This window comes from Cupriavidus basilensis (assembly GCF_029335485.1).
GTDB classification, from domain to species: Bacteria; Pseudomonadota; Gammaproteobacteria; order Burkholderiales; family Burkholderiaceae; genus Cupriavidus; species Cupriavidus basilensis_E.
This window is the reverse complement of sequence record NZ_JARJLM010000404.1, coordinates 1-23265: the sequence shown is the minus strand read 5'-3', so window position 1 is coordinate 23265 and position 23265 is coordinate 1. Positions and strand designations below refer to the sequence as shown.

Sequence of the window (23265 nt, the reverse complement as noted above, 5' to 3'; positions counted from 1 at the left end):
TGGTCACCGGCTTGCCCTGCGCGCCCCATATGAAGCGCGTGCCGTCCTCGAGGATGAAGGCCAGGCCGAAGGTCAGCAGCAGGCTGTAGAGCGGATCGCGGCCATAGAGCCGCCGGATCAGCGTGCGCTCCAGGGCAAGGCCGATGACGGCGGTGAGCAGCGGCGCGATCAGCAGCGCGCCCCAGAAGCCGACATAGGGCGTGATCGTGTAGGCGATATAGCCGCCGACGACGAGAAAGCCGCCATGGGCGAAGTTGATCACATTGCTCAGGTTGAGTATCAGCGACAGGCCAAGCGCCATCAGCACGTAGAACGCGCCGATGATCAGCCCGTTGGTGATGTTGAAGAGGAGCAGCTGGATCATCGCCGGCTCACGCTGCGCCTGTCCGGTTCAGGGCAGTCATGGATTTGGGGTGGCGCCCGGCCTCGCCGCATGGCTGGTGCTGCGCGGGATCAGGCCGGCCACTGCAGCTTGCAGCCGGTCGCGCTCTCGGGCGGCGCCGTCTTGTCGCCCGCGACGACGTGGTCGACGCGGAACAGGTCCTCGGGATCGCCGGCCGGCGTGGACAGCGCTTCGCCGACGAAGGACGATGTCATGAGCTGGTGGTCGCCCTTGCGGTAGTAGCACTTATTGGGCTGCAGCTTGACGTCATCCGCCAGCTCGAACCCGCCGAGCGCCTCGGCGAGTTTTCTGGCATCGAGGCTCTTTTCCCTGTTGGCGACGGCGGCAAGGGTATGGACCGAGGTAAAGCCGAACCAGTGACGCGCGGTGGGCACCTTGCCGCCGTTCACCTTGCGGATATCGGCGACGAACTTGTCGACGCCGGGGACTCCGGGCTGCTTCCAGTACCACTCGAACATCCAGACGCCCACGCGCGCCTCCGGCGGCATCGCCTCCAGCGATTCGAGCTCTTGCTGCAGCCCGGCGATGTGCATCTGCCTGGCGATGCCGAACTGCGCGATCTGCTTCAGGCAATTGACCATGTCGGAGCCTTGCGGCAGCACCAGCAGAACGTCCGGATTGGCGGCGCGCGCCTTGATCAGGTAGGCGGAGAAGTCGGTGGTGCCGAGCGGGGTGAGTTCGTTGCCGGTGATGGTGCCGCCCAGCTTCTGCAGGTCCGCCGCCGCGGCCTTCTGCAGGGTGTGGCCGAAGGCGTAGTCCGGCGTGATGAAATGCCACCTCTTGCCGTACTTGCTGAACAGCAGGCTGGCGACGGCATTCGCCTCCATGCTCGTGGTGTTGCAGACGCGATAGACGTTCCACTTGCAATCGCTGCCCGTGATGGTGTCCGTGTGGCCGCCGGAGACGATGTGCAATATCCGCTTTTCGTTGCTGACCTGGGAGATGGCCTGGGCGATGCCGGAGTTCACGTCGCCGATGAGAAAGCTGACCTGGTCGCGCTCGATCAGCTTGCGCGCCTTCTGCACGCCGGTGCCGACGTCGTTCGCCGAATCCTCCACCAGGAGTTCGACGGGGCGGCCGAGGATGCCGCCCTTGGCGTTGACCTGCTGGATGGCAAGCTTCGCGCCCGTCACTTCATTTTGTGCAACCGCAGCATAGACGCCGGTGAGGGGATCGACCAGGCCAATGCGCAGGGGCGTCTCGCCGCGTGCCTTGATGATGAACGGCGGCGCCAGTTGCAAGGCGGCGACCGCCGCAGCCCCCTTGAGCACCGTGCGTCGGCTGACGGTGCGGATGCGACTGGGTGCCGTCATCACTCTCTCCTCGAGCGTCATGTCGAATCGATCGATCGCCCGATGCCGGGAGCGAAGCCGGATAAGCCTCAGACAACACAATCTTAGGCGTGTTAAGTGGTATCTACAAGGATGCCACCCGCCGCCGGCCGGCCCGCGCTTGCCTGTTCAGCGGAAGTACCAGGAACGGGAGCGAAAGCTGCTTCCCGGCTGTTTCCTAGCGGCTTCCAGCCCCGGCAAGCCGCACCGTGACCGTTACGCTCAACCCTTTTCGGGCCGGCTCGTCGGCGTACCCGATGCCGACCTGCGCACCGATGCGGTCCGCGATGGTACGGACGATGGACAAGCCAAGACCGGACCCGATCGCGTCGTTGCCCAGTACGCGGTAGAACGGATCGAACACACGGCCGCGCTCTTCCGGGGCGATGCCGGAGCCGGAATCCTTTACCTGCAGGATCGCCTCGTCCCGGCGCGTCTGCACCGACAGGTCGACCCGTCCGCCTTCGGGCGTATAGCGAATCGCGTTGTCGACCAGGTTCTTTACGATGGTGACCAGGTCCACCTCGCTGGCGAAGACCAGCGCATCCGATTCCCCCTCCACGCCGATGTCGATGCGCCTGGCCTCCGCCAGCGGCATCAGGTCTTCCAGCACGTGCCGGTACACCCGCTGCACGGACACCGGGGCGGTGGGTGCGGGCACCGAGGATTGCGCCCTGGCCAGGCTCAGCAGTTGCTCCAGCAAGCCCCGGCCCCGCTCGATGCCCTGGCGCAGCGTGGCAAGCCGCGCCCGCGCATTCTCGGACATCTCCGTGCCTGCCAGCCGTTCCGCCTGCAGGGACAGCGCGGTCAGCGGCGAGCGCAGCTCATGCGCTGCGTCGGCGACGAAGCGGCGCTGGGTTTCCATCGATTGCGAGACCCGGCCCAGCAGGCGGTTGATGGCCACGACGAAAGGACGAACCTCCGCGGGCAGGTGATCCTGCGGCAAGGGGTGCAGTTCCTGCTCGCCGCGCTCATCGATCTCTTCCGACAGGACGGCGATGGGCCTGAACATCTTGCGCACCAGGTCGGCCACGATCAGCAGCAGGATGGGCACGAGCACCAGGAAAGGCAGCGTGGTGCGCAGCGCGCCATCGCGTGCGATTTCGTCGCGGATGCCGGTTTCCTGCGCCACCACGATGCGGTCACCCGCGGACAGCGTGCGCACCAGGACCCGATAGCGCTCGTTCTTGATGGTGAGGGTCTGGATCCCGTCAGGGACCGCGGCTGGCAACGCCAGCGGCTGCCCGGCATCCGGGCCGGCGCCGCCGGCCGTGCCTTGCGAAACGAGTTGCACGATGACGCGGGCCTCCTCGTCGCTATGCGCAAGCCGGCCTTTATCGCCCAGGTGGGGCACCGGCAGATGCTGGCGATCGAACAGGACCGACACCTGGCGCAGCATATCGTCCTGAAGCTCGTTGGCTTCCTGGAATGCCGCCACGAAGGAGAACACCCCGGCCAGCAGCGCCACCAGCAGGATCGCAAGCGAGAGCCAGAGGGAGAGGCGAACCTGGATCGAATCCTTGAATCCCGTGAACCTTTCCAATCCCTTCAATCCTCTTTTGCGACCATCCATCCCACGCCCCTTACATTCTTGATCACGGTGCTTCCCAGCTTCCTGCGCAGGGCATGAATCAGGAACTCGACCGCGTTGCTTTCCACCTCCTCGCCCCAGCCGTAGATGCGCTCCTCGAGGTCGGTACGGGAAAGGATGGCCCCTGGCCGGACCAGCAAGGCCTGCAACAGGGCGAATTCCCGGTTGGTGAGTAGCACGCCATCGCCGCCAGGCGCGGTTGCCTGCTTCGTGGCCGGATCGAGGCTGACGATGCCATTGCTCAGCACCGGCGCCGCCGCGCCGCCCTTGCGCCGCCACACGGCGCGCATGCGGGCCAGCAGCTCGGCCATCTCGAACGGCTTGAGCACGTAGTCGTCGGCGCCGGCGTCCAGCCCGCGGATGCGGTCGTCGAGCCCGTCCTGCGCCGTGATGATCAGCACCGGCACGGGGTTGTCCCGGGCGCGCACCGAAGCCAGCACCGCCAGGCCGCTCTTTCCCGGCAAGCCAAGATCGAGCAGCACGAAGTCATAGTGCTGGCGGGCCAGCGCATCCAGGGCCGATTGCCCGTTGCCGACCCAGTCGGCGGCGTAGGCAGCGTCTTTCAGCGCTTCCTGGATTGCCTGTCCGATCATCGGGTCGTCCTCGACCAGCAATACCCGCATTCACCCTCCCGTAGCCAATGCGCCGCGCCTTAGCTGGAACAGCACCGGCAGCAACGATGCGACGACGATGCCGGCGGTCAGCCAGCTCATATGCCCCCGCACCCAGGGAATGCCGCCAAGCCAGTAGCCGGCCAGCAGCAGCCCCGGGCACCACATCATAGCGCCGAGCACGTTATACAGCGCGAACCGGCGCGGGCACATGCCGGAAAGGCCCGCCAGGAACGGGGTGACGGTGCGGACGATCGGGACAAACCGTCCAATCGTGACGGTGGGCGCGCCAAAACGGTCGAAGTAGGCGCGCGTCTTCTGCAGATGGCGGGGCGTGATCCACCCGCGCCGGATCAGCCATTGTCCCGCGGCCGAGCGGCCAACCAGGTAGTTGACGCCGTCGCCCAGCACGGCGGCCAGGCCGGTCAGCAGGATGGCCCACAGCGGCGAAATGCCGCTTGCCCCGAGGAAGGCGCCGGTAGTGAACAGCAGCGAATCGCCCGGCAGGAAGGGCAGCACCACCAGCCCGGTCTCCAGGAAGACGATGCCGGCCACGATCAGGACGCCGAGCCACCAGTTCTGCGCCATCAAGGCCATCAGGTGATGATCGCTGGACAGCCAGCCGAACAGTCCGGTGGTAAGCATGTCGGTTCTCGCTCTGGATTGTGGATGCGGGGGTACGGTCTTGCGGGCCCGGGGGTCAGTGGTTGCGTGCCGCGGCCCTTTGCGGGACCAGCAGGATGCAGGCCACCATGAGCGTCATCAGTGCGGCCGAGGCGCCAAAGCGGCTCATTGCCAGCCCGCCGGCCTGCAGCGGCTTGTCGAGGAAGTCGCCCACCACGGCGCCGAGCGGCCGGGTGAGGATAAAGGCGGCCCAGAACAGCATGGTGCGGGACATTCGTGTCCAGTAGTAAGCCGCGACCAGCGTGGCCAGCAGCGCGCCAAAGACCATCATCCCGCCCAGGTAGCCCAGCCCCGCCGTATCCGCGGTCCAGTCGCCCAGCGCGGTGCCCAGGGTCTGGGAGAACATGATCGTCACCCAGTAGAACATCTCGGCCTTGGGGGATTTCACGCTATCGACCGATACGGTGCCCATCGTCCGGTACCAGATGGCCAGCGAGAGCATCAGCAACAGGAGCAGTATCGAGGTGCCGCCGGCATAGCCGATGCCCAGGGACCGGTCGGCGAAATCGGCCAGGGTCGTGCCCACCGTCGTGGTGGCGACGATCGTCACCCAGTACAGCACGGGGTTGAAGCGTCTGGCGGAAACCTGGGCCGATACGGCGATCAGGAAGACCACCGCGAAGATGGCCGTGCTGACGAGGTAGCCCAGGTTCATCGACATCGACAGGGCATCGCCGCCGGTTTCCCCCAGCGTGGTGGCCGCGATCTTGATGATCCAGAATATCAGCGTGATCTCCGGCACCTTGCTCAGGCTTCGTTGCGCGAGGCTCGGTTGGATTGGATTTTCATTCATGGTCTGCTCTCATGTCCGATGGTGGAAATCGTGCATTCAGTACATTCAGTACATTCGGCGCATTCAGGAATTCACCAGCCGCTTCTGCGCAAGCGACAGATAGATGACCAGGCCGACAATGGTCGCAAGGAACATCGCGCTGGTGCCGGCGGTCCCCAGGCCCAGGCCGCCGTCCTGGACGGACTGGGACATGAGATCGCCGCACGAAGCGCCGAACGGGCGGGTCAGCACATAGGCCAGCCAGAAGCAGGCGACCGTGTCAGCCCGGAACGCATAGCGAGCCAGTGCGATGGCGCCGATCAGGCCGCCAAACAGCAGCGCGGAATAGCCGTAGCCCAGGCCCAGCCCCTCGGCCACCCAGTCGCCGGCAGCCGTACCCAGGGCGAAGGTGAACAGGATCGCGGCCCAGTAGAAGCACTCGCGCCTGACGGTATCGATGGCGCGGATGGAGAGGGTCCCTTCCCTTGCATGCCACACCGCGAACGTAGCGATCAGGGCCAGGCTGAACGCGGTGGTCGAGACCGATAGCGGCACGCCGAGCCGGTCGCTCAGGTTGTCGGTGATCAAGGTGCCGAACACGCTGATCAACAGCACGCTGGTCCAGTAGAGCGAAGGCACGTAGCGCTTCGCCCGCATCTGGAAGAACAGGGCAACGGCAAGCAGCAGGCCCGTGACGGCCGAGGTGCTGGCCAGGCCCAGGCCCAGGTTGACGTTCAGGTAGTCCGCGGCGGTCTCGCCCACGGTGGTGGACATCATCTTGATGATCCAGAAGAACGCCGTTACCTCCGGCACTTTGTTGCGTCCTGCGGGCGGAAATAAGGTGAGGCTGGCCGGTTGGCTCATGGCTTTCTCCAGTGAGGGTTGTTTCACCGCGGCGATGCTGATCGGAGTCTGCTTGGCAAGACTTAGCCCTGCCATAGCAGTAGCAACTGGCTGCAATCCGTCACTTCTGCACCCAGCCACGGCGGATCAGCGGGGCGAACAGGCAGCGGTGCACGCGGTTTGCCGCGTTGCAGGCGGGTGTCACGAACCACGGGGCCGCCCAATGCGCGCCGCCGGCGCTCAGCAAGGCCACCAGGGCAGCGCCCGCCATATCCAGCGGAAAGTGCACGCCAAGGTAAATGCGGGCCCATGCCATCGGGATACCGAGCAAGGCCAGCGCAAGCCCCACCCGTCTTGAGCGGTCTTGCATCAGGAGGCTGAACGCCACCGCCCAAAGCAGCGTCAGGTGGTCGCTGGGAAAGGAAGAATCCGCCACATGCGGGATCAGCGTGTTGCCCAGGCCGATCATGAACGGGCGGGGATGCTGCCAGGCCAGTGCGATCAGCTGGTTCGCGAACAATCCCGACAGGGCCGATGCCGTGGCTTCCAGCAAGATCTTCCGGGTGGACGTATCGCCACGCAGCCAGCCAAGTCCTACCATGGCGGGAACGATCCAGATGGCGTATTCGCCGAAGATGGCGGCGGCGGCAACCACCAGGGCAGCGGGGTGATCCGGCGCGTTGATGGCCAAATAGAGGCTGCGGTTGAGCGCTTCCATGGCGAACCCGGTGCCGGTCACAGATCAAACCGGGCAGGCCGCGCCGGCGACAGGGTCGAAGCTGCCATGGTGGCGCACGGGAGGTGGAACATGTGTTTCTCCGGAAACAGGCAGACATTTGCCCGGGAGAAAGCGTAGCGCAGGAGACTTAGCCAAGACTGAGCAGGGAGGCTGCGCCGGAGTGGCTATGCCGTCACTGATCCAAAGGGGAAGCGCCAGGGACGAACCCTGGCGGGGAATGGCCGCAACACAGGCTCCAGCGCGAGGACCGCGCTCCGCGGATTGCCGGATCGTTGAAGCCTAGCCTTTTGCCTCGGTTCTCGGCACGCCCACCCACATGGCGGCGCCACTCATCAAAAGCAACGCGGCCAGCAGGTACAGCGCATTGTCCATGCTGCCGGTATGCGTTTTGATCTGGCCGATGACCCACGGGCTGACGATGCCGCTGGTAATGCCGATGCTGCTGATAAACGCGATGCCGGCGGCGGCCGTATTGGCGGGCAGGTGGCTCGGCGGCAGGGCCCAGAAGATCGGCAGCGCGGCAAAGATCAGCACGGCGGCCACTGACAGGATCGCCAGCATCGCCGCGAAGCTGGGCAGATGCAGGGTCAGCAACGCCAGTGCCAGCGCGCCGCCAGCCGTGCAGGCGAGGAAGTGGCGATGCCGCTCGCCCCGCCGGTCCGAGTGGCGCGCGATCGCGATCAGGCCCACGGCGCCGATCGCGTTCGGTATGACGGAGTAGAGGCTGATCGACATCACGTCGTTGATGCCGAAATCCCGGATCATCAGGGGCATCCAGAAGCTCAGCGTCAGCGAGCCGCAGGTGAGCGAAAAATAGATGAAGGCGAAGACGTAGATGCGGGGATTGCGCAGCGCTTGCTTCAGCGCGCCCAGCGCATGCGCATGGCCGGATTTCCCGCCGGCGTCGAGTTGTGCGGCGAGGAGTGCCTTTTCACCGGCGGAAAGCCAGCGCGCGTGCTGGGGGCCATCGACAAGGCAGGCCGCGGCGACGAGGCCAAGCAGAACGGCGGGCGCGCCTTCGATGGCGAACATCCACTGCCAGCCGTAGAGGCCAAGCACGCCGGCCATGTCGCGCATGATCCAGCCGGACACCAGCCCGCCCAGCACGCCTGCCACCGCAACCCCGGCGAAAAAGATCGCCATCACGGCGGCGCGCCGCCGCGCAGGGAACCAGTAGGTCAGGTACAGCACGATGCCGGGGAAGAAGCCCGCCTCGAAGACGCCGAGCAGGAAGCGCAGCGCATAGAAGTGCGACGGCGTCGAAACCAGCATCATGCCGACCGAGGCCAGGCCCCACAGCAGCATGATGCGGGTAAAGGTGCGGCGGGCGCCGAAGCGCGCCAGCAGCATATTGCTGGGCACCTCGCACAGCACGTAGCCAATGTAGAAGACCGCCGCGCCAAGTCCGTACATCGCATCGCTGAAGCCCAGGTCCTGCTTCATCTGCAACTGGGCAAAACCGATGTTGATGCGGTCGAGGAAAGAGACCACGTAGCAAATGAAGAGGAAGGGAATGATGCGCAGCCAGATCTTGCGATAGAGCGCGGCCTCGTCATGGGCGGCACTAGCCGGGGGCGCGATGGCCCCTGTGGCGGAATAAGTCATGGATTGTCTCCGGGAACGCGGGCCCGGCAGGGCCCTGGATGCCTGCGTCTCGCGCGCCTTGGCAAAGAGGTTGGAGCAGGCGCAGCCGCGGCTGCGCCTGCCGTGCTCAGGCCTGGGCGGCGGAGCCGCGGACCGTGCCTTCGCGCGCCAGCCGCATGGCCGCGATCAGCGTGTCGTGATCGCCGATGTGGTTGGCCAGCAGCAGGATCAGCTGTGCGTTGGCCGCCTGGCTCTGGCCGTCGTCGAGGTCGCGGTGCATGTCGATCAACGCTTCGTAGAAGTCGTCGGCTTGCGTCAGGTTGGGTTGTGTATTGAGTGCCATTGCTGTGCCTTTCGTGCGGGATGTGGCCGGGCTGCCTATGCCGCCAGCTGTGCGGCTTGCGCTGCTGGCGCCTTGCCGGTGGCGCGTTCCAGCGCCTTCTCGACGGCGGCGGCGTCAACCTGCCGCCAGCGCGCGCAGACATGCTGGTCGGGGCGAATCAGGTAGAACGTGCCGGGCTGCGCGTCGTAGCGCTGTGCCGCGAGGCCTTCAGCGTCGCGCAGTACGGCGGCGCCGGGCCATGCAGGCGCCGGTGGGGAGGCATCGCCGGCACCGGCAAAGACCAGCTTGAGAGGTGTCATGCCCTGCTGCAGGCGCTGCAAGGCATGCAGCACGCTGGCATCCAGCGTATCGGGCGCGCCGAACACCAGCCCCGTGAACTGCCCGCCGAGATGCTGCAGGAGCCAGCCGGTACCCGTCACGCCGGACACCGGCGCATCGACGCAAGCCGCGCCTGGCACCATGCGGCCGGCAAAGGCGCTGCTGTCCGGCGTATTGAGCGGCGAGGCGTGCAATACCGCCGGCACGGAGAGCCGCCCGCTGTTGACGAGTTGCCGCGCGAACGCATGCTGCTTCGACAGATTCAGCACGGCATCGCGGAAGACCTTGCTGACAGGGCTCTTGGGCGTAATGAAATCGGTCGAGCGCGTCGAGTTGCGGATGTTCTCGTCGGCGGCGTACTCGCGCTCGCTCGCATAGGTATCGAGCAGGCTGTCCGGCGCGCGGCCCTGGAGGACGAAGGCCAGCTTCCATGCGAGGTTCTCCGCATCCTGTACGCCGCTGTTGGCGCCGCGCGCGCCGAACGGCGAGACGCCGTGCGCGGCGTCGCCGGCGAACAGCACATTGCCATGGCGGAAGCTGTCCATGCGCAGGCAGGAAAACGTATAGACGCTGACCCATTCCAGGGTGAACTTCGCATCCGGCCCCAGCAGCGCCTGCACGCGCGGCATCACGCGCTCGGGCGCTTTCTCGGCGACCGGATCGGCGTCCCAGCCGAGCTGGAAGTCGATGCGCCAGACATTGTCGGGCTGGCGATGCAGCAGCACGGACTGGTTCGGGTGGAACGGCGGATCGAACCAGAACCAGCGCTCGGTCGGGAAATCGGCTTCCATCTTCACGTCGGCGATCAGGAAGCGGTCCTTGAAGGTGCGGCCCTTGCTGTCCAGCCCGAGCAGGCCGCGCAGCGGGCTGCGGGCGCCGTCGGCCGCCACGACGTAGCGGCCGTCGAGCGCATAGGTGCCGTCCGGTGTTTCCACCGTCAGCGTCACGGCCGCGTCCGGCGTGCCGGCATGGCGCTGCGCGATGCCGACGACCTTGTGCTTCCAGCGGACCTGCAGGTTGGGCAACTGGCGCGCGCGGTCCAGCAGGAAGCCTTCGGCGTAGTACTGCTGCAGGTTGATGAAGGCCGGCCGCTGGTGGCCGCTTTCCGGCAGCAGGTCGAAGCCGTAGACCTGCTCGTCGCGCAGGAATACCTTGCCGACGTTCCAGCACACGCCTTTTTCCACCATGCGCTCGCCGCAGCCCAGCCGGTCGAAGATATCGAGCGTGCGCTTGGCGAAGCAGATCGCGCGCGAGCCGCTGGACAGCGTGCAGTCATCGTCCACCAGCACCACGGGCACGCCAAGCTGGGCCAGGTCGATCGCGGTGGCCAGGCCAACCGGCCCGGCGCCGACCACGATGACAGGGTGAGCATGGCCTGCCGCATGCTCCGGTCCTTGCTCGGCGCAAGGCTGGTACTCGAATGTCAGGCGCTGGTAGTCGATGCTCATGCCTTGGTCTCCGTCCACTCTCTTCTCGGTGTTCCGTTCTTGCCGTATGACGCGCGGCGTCTCAGCCCTGGAGGGCGGCCCACATTTCCTTGTCGCGCTGGGCCGTCCAGATGCGCGGATGCGTGATGCCGCTCGCTTCGTCGAAGGCGCGCGACACGTCGAACGGCAGGCAGTGCTCGTAGATGAAGACATGGCCGAACTTCGGGTCCATCGACTTGCGGGTGTGCGCCATTGCCGTCTTCAGGTCGAGCTGATCCGCCACGGCTTCCTTGCCGGCCTGGAACAGCGTGGTGACGAAATCCTTGGTGTAGGCGATGCCTTGCCGGACCTCTTCAGGGTTGGTCAAGGCGGGGCCGCGTCCCGGCACCAGCTTCTCGGCACCGAGCGCCTGCAGGGCGTCGAGCGTGGCGGGCCACTGTTCGAGTTGCGCATCGCCGCAGTAGCAGGCGGCGTCGTATTCCACCAGGTCGCCCGAGAACAGCACCTTCTGCGACGGCAGCCAGACCACGGTGTCACCCTTGGTATGGCCCGAGCCGAGGTGGGCGATGCGCACTTCGAGCTTGCCCAGGTAGAGCGTGATTTCTTTCTCGAACACCAGCGTCGGCCAGGTCAGGCCGGGCACGGTTTCCACCCCGGCGAACAGGCGCGGGAAGCGCTCGATCTCCGATTTCATATCGGCCTCGCCGCGTTCCACGATCATCTCGTAGGTGCCGCGGCTGGCGATGACCTGCTGCGCGCCTTCGGCGAAATAGGCCGACGCGCCCAGCACGCGCACCGCGTGGTAATGGGAGAGCACGACGTACTTGATCGGCTTGTCGGTGACGGAACGGATCCTGGCGATCAGGTCCTGCGCCATCGCGGGCGTGGCGGTCGTATCGACGATCAGCACGCCATCGTCGCCGATGATCACGCCCGAGTTGGGGTCGCCCTCGGCCGTGTACGCGTAGGCGTTCTCGGAGAGCTGGGTGAAGGTGACTTTCTTGGCTTCCAGGTCGGCCTGGGATGCGAATGCCTTGCTCATGCTTGCCTCTCTTCTCTTGCGTGGGTGGAGGGGAGACAGCAGATGCCGGGGGCTGCATGGCGGGGGCTGTCTCGCCCCGTGTTGACTCTGTAACTGCACCGGTAGCGGGGTAAGGGCATCTTAGGAAAGCCATTGACATTAGTCAATAGCAAATATTATTGCTATTGACTAATGTTGGCCTGGCGCCAGATGCAACGCCCAAACCAAGGGAATACCCTGAGAGAAGCCAACCGGCCCCGGGCCGGTCGATTACTATCTGGGGTTTTCAAGCGGGGAACGCATGGCACGAGCAGCGGACGGGACGTCAGGCGCGGGTGGCACGGACAAAGAGCAGCGCGGCATACAAAGCGTCGAGGTCGGCGGGCGCTTCCTGCGCGCGCTGGCCGACGCGCGCCGCCCGCTGGCGCTGGCCGACCTGGCGGCCACCGTGCAGATCGCGCCCGCGCAGGCGCACACCTATCTCGTCACCCTGACGCGGCTCGGGCTGATCAAGCGGGACCACCTGTCCGGGCACTACGAACCGGGCCCGCTGGCCCTCCAGCTCGGCATGCTGTATCTCGACCACGACCCCGCCTATCTGGCGGCCGTGCCGCGAGTGGCCGCGCTCGCCGGCACATGCGGGTTCAGCGTGGCGATCTGCATCGCGGGCCCGCAGGGGCCCACCATCGTGCGCTACCAGCACGCGGGCTCGCCGCTGCACGTCAACCTGCACGTCGGCACGGTCATGTCGCTATCGGCAACGGCGACCGGGCGCGTGTTCTGTGCCTTCCTCCCGCCTGCGCAATGGCGCATGCTGTGGCTGCAGCAGCAGGCCGCGGACAAGGCCAGCCTGGACCTCGCCGCCTTCGACGCGGATCTCGACGCCATTCGCGCGCGCGGCATCGAGCGCAGCATCGACGCGCCGAGCCCCGCGGTCAGCAGCCTGAGCGTGCCGGTGCTCGACGCGGCCGGGCAGTTTCGCCTGGCGCTGACTGTGGTGGGATCGACCGGCGCGATCGATGTGGCCTGGCGCGGTCCTGTCGCCCGCGCGCTGCTTGCCACTGCCGCCGCCATTCGCGAAGAGATCGCACGCCGGCCCGGATGACGCAGGCCTCCACCAGACTCCACCAGACTCCACCAGACTCCACCAGACTCCACCAGACGCATGCAAACCGCCGCCAGCCACGAAACCAGCAAGCCCCAGCGCAGCATCCAGTCGCTCGACAACACGGGCCAGTTGCTTGCCGCCCTGGCGGCGGCGGGGCGGCCCTTGCCGCTGCGCGACCTGGCCCGCGCGGCCGGGATGCCGCCCGCCAAGGCGTTCCCGCATCTCGTCAGCCTGCAGAAGGTGGGCTTGCTGGCACGCGATGCGGCGGGCAATTTCCTCTCCGGGCCCCTGAGCCTGGAACTCGGCCTGATTGCACTGCAGCGGCTCTCGCCCACGCGCGAGGCCGAGCCGGAAGTGATCGAACTGGCCGGCACCACCGGCCTGAGCGTCGCAATGGCGGTACTCGGCCCGCTGGGGCCAACGGTGGTGCGCCTGGAGGAAGCGGCGCGTCCGCAGCACGTGAGCCTGCGCGTGGGCACGGTGCTGTCGCTCGTGAATACGGCGATCGGCAGGCTGATGGCGGCCTACCTGCCCGGCAACGTGCTGGCCGGCCTGCTCGCGCAGGATGCGCTCAGGCTGGCTGGCGTGCCGATGTCGGAGATCGCCGATCCGCATGCCGGCGAGGGCGGGGTGCTCGCGCCGGCGTATCAGGCCCGGCTGGCGGAAATCCGCGAGAAGCAACTCGATAACGCCTTGAGCAAGCCGATACCGGGCATCGACACGCTGGCGGCGCCGGTGTTCGACCACACCGGCAGCCTCGCGCTGGTCATCGCGGTCATGGGCACGTCGGGCAGCTTTGACAGCAGCACCGGCGGGGCCACGGCCGGAATCCTGCGCCAGGCCGCGCAGCGGCTGTCGTGGCGCTTCGGTGCGATGCATGAGGCGATGCCAGCGGCGCGCCGATAGCGAACCCGGGCAACAACGGCGAACTCACTCCGGATACGAAGCGAACGTCTTCTTGATCAGTTGCCGCAGCCAGACATTGGCCTCGTCGTGGTGGAAACGCGGATGCCAGTGCTGGCGCAGCGCGAAGCGCGGCAATGACAGCGGCGGCGCCACCACCCGCACCGCGTTATAGCGGGAAAAGACCGTGCCCAGCTCCCGCGGCACCGTTGCCACCATGTCCGGATTCTGTTCCAGGATCAGCGGCACGACGAGGAAGTGCGGCGTGATCAGGTAGATGTTGCGCCGGATTCCCATATCGTCCAGCACGCGATCGTAGGCCTCGTTGCGCTTGCCGGTGAGCGTCACCACCACATGCGGCATCGCCTGGAACTGCGCCAGCGTGAGCGCCGTGCCCACCTTGCGGTTTCTCTTCGCCACCAGCGTGACGAAGGGATGCGTGAACAATTGCTGCCGGTACAGGCCTTGCGGCATGGTCTGCATCGAGCCGAGCGCAAGGTCCGCATCGCCCGCTTCCAGCGCCTGCGGAATCTGCTGCAGCGGCAACTGCAAGGTGCGCAGCGTGCAGCGCGGCGCGGCCTTGCGCAATTGCGCGATCAGCGGCGGCAGGAATACCAGCTCGCCCATGTCCGTCATGCACAGGCTGAAGCGCCGCTCCGCAGTCAGTGGATTGAAGCTGGCGCGCGACAGCAGTTCCGAGCGCACGGTCTCCATCACCTTGAGGATCGACGGCGCAAGCGCTTCCGCGCGCGGCGTGGGCTGCATGCCGTCCACGCTCTTGACGAACAGCGGGTCGTCGTAGAACGCGCGCAGCCGGGCCAGCGCGTGGCTCATCGCGCTCTGCGTGACGCCCAGCTGCTCGGCGGCGCGCGTCACGCTGCGCTCGCGGATCAGCGCGTCGAAGACGCCGATCAGGTTCATGTCCAGGTCACGTTCATGCATCGTATTCATTCCGAATATGAGATGGATGAGATTGACACATGATACCCCCCCTCCTAATGTGGCAGCACTGCCCGCGCCAGACGGGCGGATCCAACCGGAGACCATCCATGCCCCACCGCCCCGTGTGCCGCCCGCGCGGCCCGGCAGCCTGCCTGCTGATGGCAGTCTGCCTTCTTGCTCCGCCCGCCGTGTCGGTCGCTCACGCTGACATCAAGGTTGGCGTCACGCTGTCGCAGACCGGTCCCGCCGCGTCGCTCGGCCTGCCGGCGAAGAACGCCATCGCGCTGTTCCCGGACGAGATCGCGGGGCAGCCGGTGCGCTACATCGTGATGGACGATGCCTCGGACCCGACCAATAGCACGCGCAATCTGCGCAGGCTGATCGACGAGCACAAGATCGACGTGGCGCTGGGCTCGTCCGTCACCCCGGCCACGCTCCCGCTGGTCGACGTGGCCGCCGAAAGCAAGGTGCCCCTGCTCAGCCTGGCGGCGAGCGCCAAGATCGTCGAACCGATGGACGGCAAGCGCGCGTGGGTGTTCAAGGCGATCCAGAACGAGAGCCTGATGGTCGCGGCCACGCTGGCGCACATGAAGAAGTCGGGCGTGAAGACGCTCGGCTTCATCGGCTTTGCCGACGCCTACGGCGATGCATGGCTGGCCGAGATCCGTAACCAGCTCGACGCCGCCGGCATCCGGCTGGTTGCCGCCGAGCGCTACGTGCGTACCGATACCAGCGTGGTGGCGCAGGCGCTCAAGCTGACGGCGGCAAAGCCGGACGCGGTGCTGATCGCCGCCTCCGGCACGCCAGGCGCATTGCCGCAGAAGACGCTGGCCGAACGCGGCTACAAGGGGCGCATCTACCAGACCTACGGCATTGCCAACCTGGACTTCCTGCGCGTTTCGGGCAAGGACGCCGAAGGCGCGCTGTTCGCGGTCGGGCCGGTGCTGGTGGCCGACCAGCTCGATGCGGCGAATCCCGTGCGGCCCGTCGCCACCGACCTGGTGACGCGCTACGAGAAAGCATACGGCACGGGTTCGATGTCGATCTTCGCCGCCAACGCCTGGGACGCGCAGCTGGTGCTGCGCAACGCCATCCCGCTCGCCCTGGCGAAAGCCGCGCCGGGCACCGAGGCCTTCCGCAGCGCGCTGCGCGACGCCCTCGAGTCGACCCGCGATCTCGTGACCTCGCAGGGGGTTTCGACCATGAGCAAGGCCGACCATGTCGGCTACGACAAGCGCGCCGCGGCAATGGTGCGTATTCGCAACGGCCGCTGGGAACTGGTGCGCGACTGAGCCTATGCCGGCTCAATCCGCTGCGCCTGACTTGCCGCTTAAACCAAGCTTCAGGAGACCATGATGTTCGTCAAGAATTGCTGGTATGTCGCCGGCTGGGACAAGGAGATCCCGAAAGACGGCTTTCTCGCCCGCACCATCATCAACGTACCGCTAGCCTTGTGGCGCACCACCGAGGGCAAGGCGGTCGCGTTCGAAGACCGCTGTTGCCATCGCGGCGCGCCGCTCTCCGCCGGACGCCGCGAAGGCGACTGCGTGCGCTGCCTGTATCACGGCCTGAAGTTCGACAGCGCCGGCACTTGCGTGGAAATCCCCGCGCAGGGACGCATTCCGCCGCAGGCGCGGGTCCGCACCTTCCCCGTGGTGGAGAAACACCGCTGGGTGTGGATCTGGATGGGCGAGGCCGACCGGGCCGATCCGGCACTGATACCGGACACGCACTGGCTCGACGATCCGGCGTGGCGCAGCCTCGACGGCTACATCCACTACGACGTGGACTACCTGCTGATCGCCGACAACCTGCTGGACTTCTCGCATCTGCCGTATGTCCACCCGACCACGCTCGGCGGCTCCGAGGACTACGCGCGCGTGACGCCAACGGTCGACAAGCTGGAGCGCGGCGTGCGCGTTACGCGGTGGACGCTGGATACCGAGCCGCCGGCCTTTGCGCAGCAGGTCAAGCACTACCAGGGCAAGGTCGACCGCTGGAATATCTACGACTTCCTGGTGCCCGGCATCCTGCTGATGGATTCCGGCATGGCGCCCGCCGGTAGCGGGGCGCCCGACGGACGCCGGGAGAACGCCGCCGAGTTTCGTGGCTGCCAGGCACTGACCCCGGAAACCGATCGGTCGACGCACTACTTCTTCGCCCATCCGCACAACTTCGCCATCGACCAGCCTGAGGTGACGGCATCGATTCACCAGAGCGTGGTCACTGCGTTCGATGAGGACCGCGCCATGATCATGGCGCAACAGCGCCAGCTCGCGCTCGATCCGGATTTCCGCATGGTGCCGCTCGGCATCGACGCGGCGCTCTCGCAGTTCCGCTGGACGGTGAAACGGATGGCGGAGGAAGAACAAAAGCGCACGCAGGAGCAGAAGCAGGCGCAACCGGAGACGCCTCGTGCCCGCGCCGCCTGACCTGCTCGAACTGGTGGTTGCCGCGCGTGCGCCGCAAGCCGAAGGCGTGGCCTGGCTCGAACTGCGCGATCCGCGAGGCGCTCCGCTGCCGCCCTTCACGCCGGGCGCGCATATCGACCTGTACCTGCCGGGTGGCCTGGTGCGCCAGTATTCCCTGTGCAACGATAGCGAGGAGCGCGACCGCTATTGCCTTGGCGTCGGGCTGGCGCCCGACTCGCGCGGGGGCTCGCGCTATGTCCACTTTGCCCTGCAAAGCGGAGCGCGTGTCGCGGTGGGCTATCCCCGTGCCCGGTTCGGCCTGGCGCCGGCGGCGGGCAGGCACCGGTTTATCGCCGGCGGCATCGGCATCACGCCTTTCCTCAGCATGATCCACTGGTGCGAGCGGCATGGCGCCGACTGGGAATTGCTGTATTGCGTGCGCTCGCGCGGGCGTGCCGGCTGGCGCGAGGCGCTGCTCGGCCACGGCGCCCGGGCGCGGCTGCACGCGGACGACGAGCACGGCGGCCCGGCGGATATCCTCGCCTGGCTCGATGGGCAGCGGCCGGGGGACCATGTCTATTGCTGTGGCCCCGGCCCGCTGATGGATGCGGTCGCGGATGCCGCCGGCCGCCTCGGCATGGCACGGGGCAGCGTACATTTCGAGCGCTTTGCCGCCCCTGGCGAGACCGTCCGGCAGGGGGACCGCGCCTTCACGATCAGCCTGCGCAGGTCGGGGCTGGAACTCCAGGTACCGGCCGACGCCAGCATGCTCGACGCCGTCGAAGCCGCCGGCATCGCAACGCCCTCCTCATGCCGGGAAGGCCTTTGCCGTAGCTGCGAGGTGACGCTGCTGGCGGGGATTGCCGATCATCGCGACTACGTGTTGAGCGATGAGGAGCGCGCGGCGCAGCGCAGCGTCATGCTGTGCGTGTCCCGCGCATGCACGGAGAGACTGGAACTCGATCTCTGACCGGCGGGGGACTCGTCCTGGGCGAAACCGCAGCAAGGCGAGCCGCACCGGCTCACACCGGCATCGTCCAGATGTCGAGCCTGTGGCCTTCCTCATCTTCAAAGTGGACGATGCGGTCGTCAGGATTCTCGTGGGGGTCGCCCGGCGGGAATCCTTCGGTGACCCGCTTCACCGGCAGGCACCTGATCTTGTGGATCTGATGGGCAGGGTAGCGGTCTTGCGCCGAACCGTCGCCGATCGTGAATCCATCGTGGACGTAGCGGGAACACCAGGTGTGGGCGGAGTCCCAGTCGTCATGCAATTCGCGCTTCGCCGGCTTGCTGGTGTCGGACAGCAGGTAGATGCACAGCAACACCCTGTCTTCGATCTCCGAAAACTGGCCAGCCACAGGATCGTCCACGACGTGCCTCCTTTCGCTGATTCCTGCTGATTCCTGCCCGGCGCGGGGCGCCTCGCAAGGCGCGCGCCACCTCACTGCCTATCATAGGCGATGCGACCCGCCGCCGCCGGCATCGATTCCCGGTCTGGGTGCCCCTGGCGGCACTTCGGGGGCGGCATCGTCCCCGCCCGCGTCCTTCGTTACCAGCCCGCCGGCCCCGATGCTGTCATGCCTGTTGGAGCAAGCAGCGCTCGATACTGGCGGCGAGGGCGAGCGGTACCTCGTTCATCGGGTAGTGGCCCGCATTGGACAGGATCTCCAGCTCGGCGTCAGGGTACCAGGCAAGGTAGGTGGCGCGCATCAGGTCCGCAGTGAAAGTGGGATCGTGCTCGCCGACCAGCACCCTGACCCGGTGCCGCGCTCCCCTGGCCTGCGAACTGAAATCGGTATTGCTCCAGGCATCCAGGTAGGCGGAAAACGCGGCCTTCGACGAACGCTCGCATGAGTAGGCGGCCTTCCAGTCGACCCAGGCCCGGGGCAGGCGCTGCCCGGTACTGCGGTCGATGATGATGCGCCGGTTCTCGATACTGCCGGCCGCGCCATGGAACAGCGAACGCCCGGCATCGTCGAAAACGATGCCGCAGCTCGGTACCGGCGCGACGGGGACGAGCGTTCGTATCCGCCCGGGCGCCAGGGCCGCCACGCGTTCGATCGCCATGCCTCCCATCGAGTGGCCGACCAGGCTGAAGCTGCCGAACCCGAGGCTGTCCGCGAGCGCCAGGGTGTCGGCCGCGATCTCGTCCATGGTATAGGCTCCCGTGACCGAGCGCCGGTATCCATAGCCCCGGTAATCCATGAAGATGTAGGAAAACGCGTCGCGGCTGAGCGCGCTCTCCATGGGTTCGAAGGCGTGGCAGTCGCCAAACCAGCCGTGCAGGACGATAACGGGGTGGGGACCGGTCCCTACCCGATGAAACGTGTTGGACATATTGCCTCCGGAAGCGAAAGAGAATGCGTGAGCGGTTGCACGGGCAGGGAGTGCGAAGGCCTTGCCTGCACCGGTGCTGTCGAGACGAGCATGGTAGAACCGGCGGCGCCTGCCCGCTTCCGATGGCGGGTCAATACCTGTAGAGTCCGGGCCATGCGCAATACACTGCTTGACCCCTACGAGGACATCCCGAGAAGCGTCGTGGTGACGGCCAACGACTACCCGGCGGCTTCGACTTTTCCAGCCCATGCGCATCGCCGTGGCCAGTTTGCCTATGCCGCTTGCGGGACGATCAGCGTGCAGACGCCGGGCGGGAGCTGGCTCGTCCCGCCGCAACGCGCGTGCTGGATACCGGTGGGCGTCGTGCATGAAATGCAGATGAGCGGCCCGGTGACGATGCTGAACACCTTTGTCGCCGCGGACGCAGCAAGGGCCGCCGGACTGCCCGACGACTGCCGCGTGTTCGGCGTGTCGCCGCTGCTGCGCCATCTCCTTGCCGAGGCCGTGGACCTGCCGGCGCTCTACCAGCCGGACGCCCGCGCGGGCAAGATCATGTCCCTGCTGCTGGATGAGATCGCCGTCATGCCGTCGCTTTCGCTCCATGCGCCATTGCCGGCCGAGCCGCGCCTGGCGCGCTTGTGCCGCGATCTGCTCGCCAGCCCCTCGCTCGGCGCCGATATAGACAAGATGGCCGCCCGCGCAGGCATGAGCCGGCGCACGTTCACCCGGACATTCAGGGCGCAGACCGGCGTGAGCTTCACGCAGTGGCGCCAGCAAGCCTGCCTGCTGAGCGCCCTTGAGCGCCTCGGCAACGGCGAGTCGGTCACCCGCGTGGCGCTGGATCTCGGCTACGGTAGTCCGAGCGCCTTCACGGCATTGTTCCGGCGCGTACTGGGGCAGTCGCCGAGCCGTTATCTGGAGCGGCAGCGATAGCGCGTCCTCGGGGCTGACGCAGCGTCTCCGCGCCATCCTTCCGCGCACCCGCGCACCCGCGCTTCAGCGCGCGTAAGCACCTGCCGTACCGCCTGCCGCGGCCTCGCTATTTTTCAGAAAGCCGATAAAGGACTTTACCTTCGCCGGCACATGCCGCGTGTTCGGATATACCGCGTAGACGCCTTGCACGGGAAAGCGATAATCCGGCAGCAGCCTGCACAGCCGTCCCAACTGAAGATCCGCCTCGATCATCCAGGCCGGCAGCAGGGCCACGCCATGACCGGCGAGCGCGAAGGCGTGCAGCGCCGAGGCGCTGTCGGCGGCGAGCATGGCCTTTCCCCTGGGCCGCCACGGGTATGTCTTGCCATCCGGACCGGTTATGTCCCATCGTCTCGACGCCGGCAGCCGGCTGTGTTCTATCCACGGGGCCTGCGCCAGCGCTTCGAGCGTTGCCAGGCCTCCATGCGGCAAGCGCTGGAGGAAAGCCGCTGACGCAACCGGAAAAATATCGTGCCGCGACAGCAAGGTTGCGCGATGGCTCGTGTCTTCCATGCTGCCGATGCGGATCGCCAGATCAAAGCGCTCCGAGATCAGGTCGGCATGCCCGGACGAGGAGGAAAGGCAGACGCGCAGCCCAGGGTGCAGCCGGGTAAATGCTTCGAGCGCCGGTACTATCTTTCTCAACCCATACTCGAAGGTGGTGGTGATGCGCAGCGTGCCGGTCAACTCCTTATGCTCCGAGCGGGCATCGTCGATGGCCAGCCTGGCTTCGTCGAGCACGCGTACGCAGCGGCGGTAGAACCGTTCGCCCGCTTCGGTGGGAACGACTTTGCGGGTGCTCCTGGTCAGCAGGGAGACCCCGAGCTCGGCTTCGAGCCGGATGATATTGAAGCTGACGACGGCGCGGGTCTGGCCCAGCGCCTTGGCCGCGCCGGTGAGCGAACCGGCCTCGACAACGGCCTTGAACGTATCGAACCGGTCGAGGCTGACCATGACGTCTCCATGCATAGTTCAAGAATCATTTGTCAAAATCATTTTGACAGTTTATCTGTGTTCCGGATCTACGTCCAAGGCGCCCTGGCGAGATAGGATTCGTCCCCTGGGAAAGGAGGTGCGATGCCGTATCGTTCGAAAGTGGCACTGGTGTATCTGCTCGGGTTCTTTATCGATCTCGTCAATATGTTCATTGCCAACATCGCCTATCCGGAGATAGGGAACGCGCTCGGCGCCACCGTCGGCGAGCTCGCATGGATTGGCAACGCCTATATGCTCGGCCTGTCCATCGTCATTCCTCTGAGCGTGTGGCTCGCCAGTGCGCTTGGCGAACGGCGCCTGATGGTGCTCTCCCTGGCGCTCTTCGTACTGGCATCGCTGGCGGCGGGGCTGGCGGGCTCCATTTCCGGCCTGATCGTATTTCGCTTCGTGCAGGGGCTCGGCGGTGGACTCCTGATACCGGTGGGGCAGGCCATGGCCTACCGGCACTATGCGCCGGGCGATCGTGTCAGGCTGACTTCGCTGGTCATGATGGTCGCCCTCATCGTGCCGGCAATCTCTCCCTTCGTTGGTGGCTTGATCGTACAGGCGCTTTCGTGGCGATGGATCTTCTTTTCAAGCATCCCGCTGGCTTTGCTCACCTTGCTGCTGGCGTGGGCCTGGCTTGAGCGGGCTGTCGTTGCCGCCCGCATCCCGCCGCTGGATATGCCAGGATTGCTGCTTGGCGCCGCGGCCATGACCGCGCTGCTGATCGCGCTGACCCTGCTGGGCGAGTCGCCGGGGGCGCCGGCTGGATTCCTGTGGCTGGGTTTTGCGGTGCTGGCAACGGGACTCTATGTGCGAGACGCGCTCCGCAAGCCGCATCCGGTTCTCGACCTGCGCCTGACCGGCAGCCGTCTCCTGCGCGTCTCGATGCTGGTCTACCTGTTCGTGCCAGGCGTGTTCATGGGCGTGAGCATGGTGGCCGTCCTGTACCTGCAAGGGCCTCTTGGCCTGACGGCCGCGGGCACCGGGGCGCTGATGCTGCCTTGGGCCGGCGCCTCATGCGTAGCCATCTTCCTGACGCGGCGCAGGTTCGGCGAACTTGGTCCCAAGCCGCTGTTGCTGGCTGGCATGGCATGCCAGGGCGTGGGTATCGTGGTGCTTGCCATGACATCCAGCGGCACGGCCTATGCGGTATTGGCTTCGGCCTACGCGCTGATGGGCTTCGGCGGCAGCCTGTGCAGCAGCACGGCGCAAAGCACCGCCATGCTCGATGTCGAGCCCGCCAGGATGGGGCATGCGAGCGCGCTCTGGAATATCAATCGCCAGTTGGGCTTCTGTCTGGGCGTGGCGATACTGAGCATGCTGCTCAACCTCCTGATCGGCGCGGATGGCCTCCACGCCATCGCGTCGCAGGCTGGCAGCGCGGTATTGGCTTCATTCCGGGCCTGCTTCCTGATTGCCGCCACGCTCACCCTGTTGCCAGTGCCTTTCGTCCTGCGGATCCGGACCGCGCAAGTGTTGGCCCTGGTTCGAAAAACGTCATAGCGAGAACACGACAAGAACATCATGATGGACGAAACCCCATTCTTTACCGAGATCGTCGAAGCCCACGTTGCCATACAGGCGTGGTTCTGCGGGCAGGACAGCGGGGACCCGGACGCGCTGGCGTCCCTGCTGTCGCGGTTTTCGCCGCAATTCTCGATGATTACGCCTGCTGCCGCCGTGTTGGATTTCCCAGCCTTGCGAGCGCTTTTTTCACAGGCGGGCGGACGCCGCCCCGGGCTCCGGATCGCGGTGTCCGATCTGCGGTCGATCGGGCTGTCGGCCGGGGGAGCAACCATCCTCTATCGCGAACACCAGGTCGATGGCGCCGGGGTGGCCAGCGAGCGCTGGTCGACGGTTGTGTTCGAGAGGAATGCGCAGGGGAAGATCCTGTGGCGGCATCTTCATGAAACGATGGGGGGCGTTGTTTTCAAATGAATTTGC

The 23265-nt window shown here is 66.3% G+C and carries 24 protein-coding genes; 8 read left to right on the top strand and 16 right to left on the bottom strand.

Going from position 1 to position 23265, the window contains the following annotated elements:
- The 12 genes from P3W85_RS24300 to P3W85_RS24245 all read right to left on the bottom strand — a co-directional run.
- Nucleotides 1-364: branched-chain amino acid ABC transporter permease (locus P3W85_RS24300; RefSeq protein WP_276266648.1), on the bottom strand; the 364-nt coding region annotated here is incomplete at its 3' end.
- Nucleotides 365-453: 89 nt separating this feature from the next.
- Entirely contained in the window at nt 454-1716 is a 1263-nt protein-coding gene (locus P3W85_RS24295) for an ABC transporter substrate-binding protein (protein ID WP_276266647.1), read from the bottom strand.
- A 196-nt stretch (nt 1717-1912) separates the two neighbouring features.
- Nucleotides 1913-3307 (bottom strand): ATP-binding protein, encoded by a 1395-nt coding sequence (locus P3W85_RS24290; protein WP_276266646.1) that lies wholly within the window; start codon nt 3305-3307, stop codon nt 1913-1915.
- Nucleotides 3283-3948 carry a response regulator transcription factor gene (locus tag P3W85_RS24285; protein ID WP_017228530.1) on the bottom strand — a complete coding sequence of 222 codons (666 nt, stop codon included), beginning with the start codon at nt 3946-3948 and terminating at the stop codon, nt 3283-3285. The genes P3W85_RS24290 and P3W85_RS24285 overlap by 25 nt, the downstream gene beginning before the upstream one ends.
- Nucleotides 3949-4581: a VTT domain-containing protein gene (locus tag P3W85_RS24280; protein WP_017228531.1), complete on the bottom strand. Its 633-nt coding sequence runs from the start codon at nt 4579-4581 to the stop codon at nt 3949-3951.
- Between the two features lie 55 nt (nt 4582-4636).
- Complete coding sequence (locus P3W85_RS24275; RefSeq protein WP_276266645.1) at nt 4637-5413, bottom strand: COG4705 family protein; 777 nt, start codon at nt 5411-5413, stop codon at nt 4637-4639.
- A 63-nt stretch (nt 5414-5476) separates the two neighbouring features.
- Nucleotides 5477-6256: a COG4705 family protein gene (locus P3W85_RS24270; RefSeq protein ID WP_276266644.1), complete on the bottom strand. Its 780-nt coding sequence runs from the start codon at nt 6254-6256 to the stop codon at nt 5477-5479.
- A gap of 100 nt (nt 6257-6356) precedes the next feature.
- Nucleotides 6357-6974 (bottom strand): undecaprenyl-diphosphatase, encoded by a 618-nt coding sequence (locus P3W85_RS24265; protein ID WP_346430286.1) that lies wholly within the window; start codon nt 6972-6974, stop codon nt 6357-6359.
- 279 nt (nt 6975-7253) lie between these two features.
- Entirely contained in the window at nt 7254-8579 is a 1326-nt protein-coding gene (locus P3W85_RS24260) for an MFS transporter (protein WP_276266643.1), read from the bottom strand.
- Between the two features lie 106 nt (nt 8580-8685).
- Nucleotides 8686-8901 carry a DUF2783 domain-containing protein gene (locus P3W85_RS24255; protein WP_276266642.1) on the bottom strand — a complete coding sequence of 72 codons (216 nt, stop codon included), beginning with the start codon at nt 8899-8901 and terminating at the stop codon, nt 8686-8688.
- A gap of 35 nt (nt 8902-8936) precedes the next feature.
- Complete coding sequence (locus tag P3W85_RS24250; RefSeq protein ID WP_276266641.1) at nt 8937-10667, bottom strand: FAD-dependent oxidoreductase; 1731 nt, start codon at nt 10665-10667, stop codon at nt 8937-8939.
- Between the two features lie 61 nt (nt 10668-10728).
- Nucleotides 10729-11688: an MBL fold metallo-hydrolase gene (locus P3W85_RS24245; protein ID WP_276266640.1), complete on the bottom strand. Its 960-nt coding sequence runs from the start codon at nt 11686-11688 to the stop codon at nt 10729-10731.
- Nucleotides 11689-11968: 280 nt separating this feature from the next.
- Here P3W85_RS24245 and P3W85_RS24240 point away from each other — a divergent pair, with 280 nt between their 5' ends.
- Both P3W85_RS24240 and P3W85_RS24235 read left to right on the top strand, forming a co-directional pair.
- Nucleotides 11969-12772, top strand: a complete 804-nt coding sequence (locus P3W85_RS24240) for an IclR family transcriptional regulator (RefSeq protein ID WP_276266639.1) — start codon at nt 11969-11971, stop codon at nt 12770-12772.
- Between the two features lie 60 nt (nt 12773-12832).
- Nucleotides 12833-13681 carry an IclR family transcriptional regulator gene (locus tag P3W85_RS24235; protein WP_276266638.1) on the top strand — a complete coding sequence of 283 codons (849 nt, stop codon included), beginning with the start codon at nt 12833-12835 and terminating at the stop codon, nt 13679-13681.
- A 24-nt stretch (nt 13682-13705) separates the two neighbouring features.
- On the opposite strand, the gene P3W85_RS24230 is transcribed toward P3W85_RS24235, so the two are convergent.
- On the bottom strand, nt 13706-14620 hold the full coding sequence (locus P3W85_RS24230) for a LysR family transcriptional regulator (protein ID WP_017224398.1): 915 nt from the start codon (nt 14618-14620) through the stop codon (nt 13706-13708).
- 158 nt (nt 14621-14778) lie between these two features.
- Between P3W85_RS24230 and P3W85_RS24225 the strand changes: the two genes are divergently transcribed.
- The 3 genes from P3W85_RS24225 to P3W85_RS24215 all read left to right on the top strand — a co-directional run bounded on the left by P3W85_RS24225 (nt 14779) and on the right by P3W85_RS24215 (nt 18001).
- Nucleotides 14779-15912: an ABC transporter substrate-binding protein gene (locus P3W85_RS24225; RefSeq protein ID WP_276266650.1), complete on the top strand. Its 1134-nt coding sequence runs from the start codon at nt 14779-14781 to the stop codon at nt 15910-15912.
- Nucleotides 15913-15975: 63 nt separating this feature from the next.
- Complete coding sequence (locus tag P3W85_RS24220) at nt 15976-17052, top strand: aromatic ring-hydroxylating dioxygenase subunit alpha (protein WP_276266649.1); 1077 nt, start codon at nt 15976-15978, stop codon at nt 17050-17052.
- Nucleotides 17036-18001 (top strand): PDR/VanB family oxidoreductase, encoded by a 966-nt coding sequence (locus P3W85_RS24215; protein WP_276266637.1) that lies wholly within the window; start codon nt 17036-17038, stop codon nt 17999-18001. Before P3W85_RS24220 ends, P3W85_RS24215 begins: the two co-directional genes overlap by 17 nt.
- 52 nt (nt 18002-18053) lie before the next feature.
- Here P3W85_RS24215 and P3W85_RS24210 read toward each other — a convergent pair whose 3' ends face one another.
- Nucleotides 18054-18401, bottom strand: a complete 348-nt coding sequence (locus P3W85_RS24210) for a hypothetical protein (protein WP_017225250.1) — start codon at nt 18399-18401, stop codon at nt 18054-18056.
- A gap of 205 nt (nt 18402-18606) precedes the next feature.
- Complete coding sequence (locus P3W85_RS24205; RefSeq protein ID WP_276266636.1) at nt 18607-19368, bottom strand: alpha/beta fold hydrolase; 762 nt, start codon at nt 19366-19368, stop codon at nt 18607-18609.
- A 153-nt stretch (nt 19369-19521) separates the two neighbouring features.
- On the opposite strand from P3W85_RS24205, the gene P3W85_RS24200 reads away from it, so the two are divergent.
- Nucleotides 19522-20301 (top strand): AraC family transcriptional regulator, encoded by a 780-nt coding sequence (locus tag P3W85_RS24200; RefSeq protein ID WP_017225248.1) that lies wholly within the window; start codon nt 19522-19524, stop codon nt 20299-20301.
- Nucleotides 20302-20364: 63 nt separating this feature from the next.
- Here P3W85_RS24200 and P3W85_RS24195 read toward each other — a convergent pair whose 3' ends face one another.
- Nucleotides 20365-21294 (bottom strand): LysR family transcriptional regulator, encoded by a 930-nt coding sequence (locus P3W85_RS24195; protein ID WP_017225247.1) that lies wholly within the window; start codon nt 21292-21294, stop codon nt 20365-20367.
- Nucleotides 21295-21417: 123 nt separating this feature from the next.
- Between P3W85_RS24195 and P3W85_RS24190 the strand changes: the two genes are divergently transcribed.
- Both P3W85_RS24190 and P3W85_RS24185 read left to right on the top strand, forming a co-directional pair.
- Entirely contained in the window at nt 21418-22824 is a 1407-nt protein-coding gene (locus P3W85_RS24190) for an MFS transporter (RefSeq protein ID WP_276266635.1), read from the top strand.
- A 21-nt stretch (nt 22825-22845) separates the two neighbouring features.
- Entirely contained in the window at nt 22846-23259 is a 414-nt protein-coding gene (locus P3W85_RS24185; protein WP_276266634.1) for a DUF4440 domain-containing protein, read from the top strand.
- The last annotated feature ends 6 nt before the right edge of the window (nt 23260-23265 follow it).

What these genes read in the sequence shown, in the direction of transcription:
- P3W85_RS24295 (WP_276266647.1), bottom strand. Translation starts at nt 1,716, where the DNA reads ATGACGGCACCCAGTCGCATCCGCACCGTCAGCCGACGCACGGTGCTC.
- P3W85_RS24290 (WP_276266646.1), bottom strand. Translation starts at nt 3,307, where the DNA reads ATGGATGGTCGCAAAAGAGGATTGAAGGGATTGGAAAGGTTCACGGGA.
- P3W85_RS24285 (WP_017228530.1), bottom strand. Translation starts at nt 3,948, where the DNA reads ATGCGGGTATTGCTGGTCGAGGACGACCCGATGATCGGACAGGCAATC.
- P3W85_RS24280 (WP_017228531.1), bottom strand. Translation starts at nt 4,581, where the DNA reads ATGCTTACCACCGGACTGTTCGGCTGGCTGTCCAGCGATCATCACCTG.
- P3W85_RS24275 (WP_276266645.1), bottom strand. Translation starts at nt 5,413, where the DNA reads ATGAATGAAAATCCAATCCAACCGAGCCTCGCGCAACGAAGCCTGAGC.
- P3W85_RS24270 (WP_276266644.1), bottom strand. Translation starts at nt 6,256, where the DNA reads ATGAGCCAACCGGCCAGCCTCACCTTATTTCCGCCCGCAGGACGCAAC.
- P3W85_RS24260 (WP_276266643.1), bottom strand. Translation starts at nt 8,579, where the DNA reads ATGACTTATTCCGCCACAGGGGCCATCGCGCCCCCGGCTAGTGCCGCC.
- P3W85_RS24255 (WP_276266642.1), bottom strand. Translation starts at nt 8,901, where the DNA reads ATGGCACTCAATACACAACCCAACCTGACGCAAGCCGACGACTTCTAC.
- P3W85_RS24250 (WP_276266641.1), bottom strand. Translation starts at nt 10,667, where the DNA reads ATGAGCATCGACTACCAGCGCCTGACATTCGAGTACCAGCCTTGCGCC.
- P3W85_RS24245 (WP_276266640.1), bottom strand. Translation starts at nt 11,688, where the DNA reads ATGAGCAAGGCATTCGCATCCCAGGCCGACCTGGAAGCCAAGAAAGTC.
- P3W85_RS24240 (WP_276266639.1), top strand. Translation starts at nt 11,969, where the DNA reads ATGGCACGAGCAGCGGACGGGACGTCAGGCGCGGGTGGCACGGACAAA.
- P3W85_RS24235 (WP_276266638.1), top strand. Translation starts at nt 12,833, where the DNA reads ATGCAAACCGCCGCCAGCCACGAAACCAGCAAGCCCCAGCGCAGCATC.
- P3W85_RS24230 (WP_017224398.1), bottom strand. Translation starts at nt 14,620, where the DNA reads ATGCATGAACGTGACCTGGACATGAACCTGATCGGCGTCTTCGACGCG.
- P3W85_RS24225 (WP_276266650.1), top strand. Translation starts at nt 14,779, where the DNA reads ATGGCAGTCTGCCTTCTTGCTCCGCCCGCCGTGTCGGTCGCTCACGCT.
- P3W85_RS24220 (WP_276266649.1), top strand. Translation starts at nt 15,976, where the DNA reads ATGTTCGTCAAGAATTGCTGGTATGTCGCCGGCTGGGACAAGGAGATC.
- P3W85_RS24205 (WP_276266636.1), bottom strand. Translation starts at nt 19,368, where the DNA reads ATGTCCAACACGTTTCATCGGGTAGGGACCGGTCCCCACCCCGTTATC.
- P3W85_RS24200 (WP_017225248.1), top strand. Translation starts at nt 19,522, where the DNA reads ATGCGCAATACACTGCTTGACCCCTACGAGGACATCCCGAGAAGCGTC.
- P3W85_RS24195 (WP_017225247.1), bottom strand. Translation starts at nt 21,294, where the DNA reads ATGGTCAGCCTCGACCGGTTCGATACGTTCAAGGCCGTTGTCGAGGCC.
- P3W85_RS24190 (WP_276266635.1), top strand. Translation starts at nt 21,418, where the DNA reads ATGCCGTATCGTTCGAAAGTGGCACTGGTGTATCTGCTCGGGTTCTTT.
- P3W85_RS24185 (WP_276266634.1), top strand. Translation starts at nt 22,846, where the DNA reads ATGATGGACGAAACCCCATTCTTTACCGAGATCGTCGAAGCCCACGTT.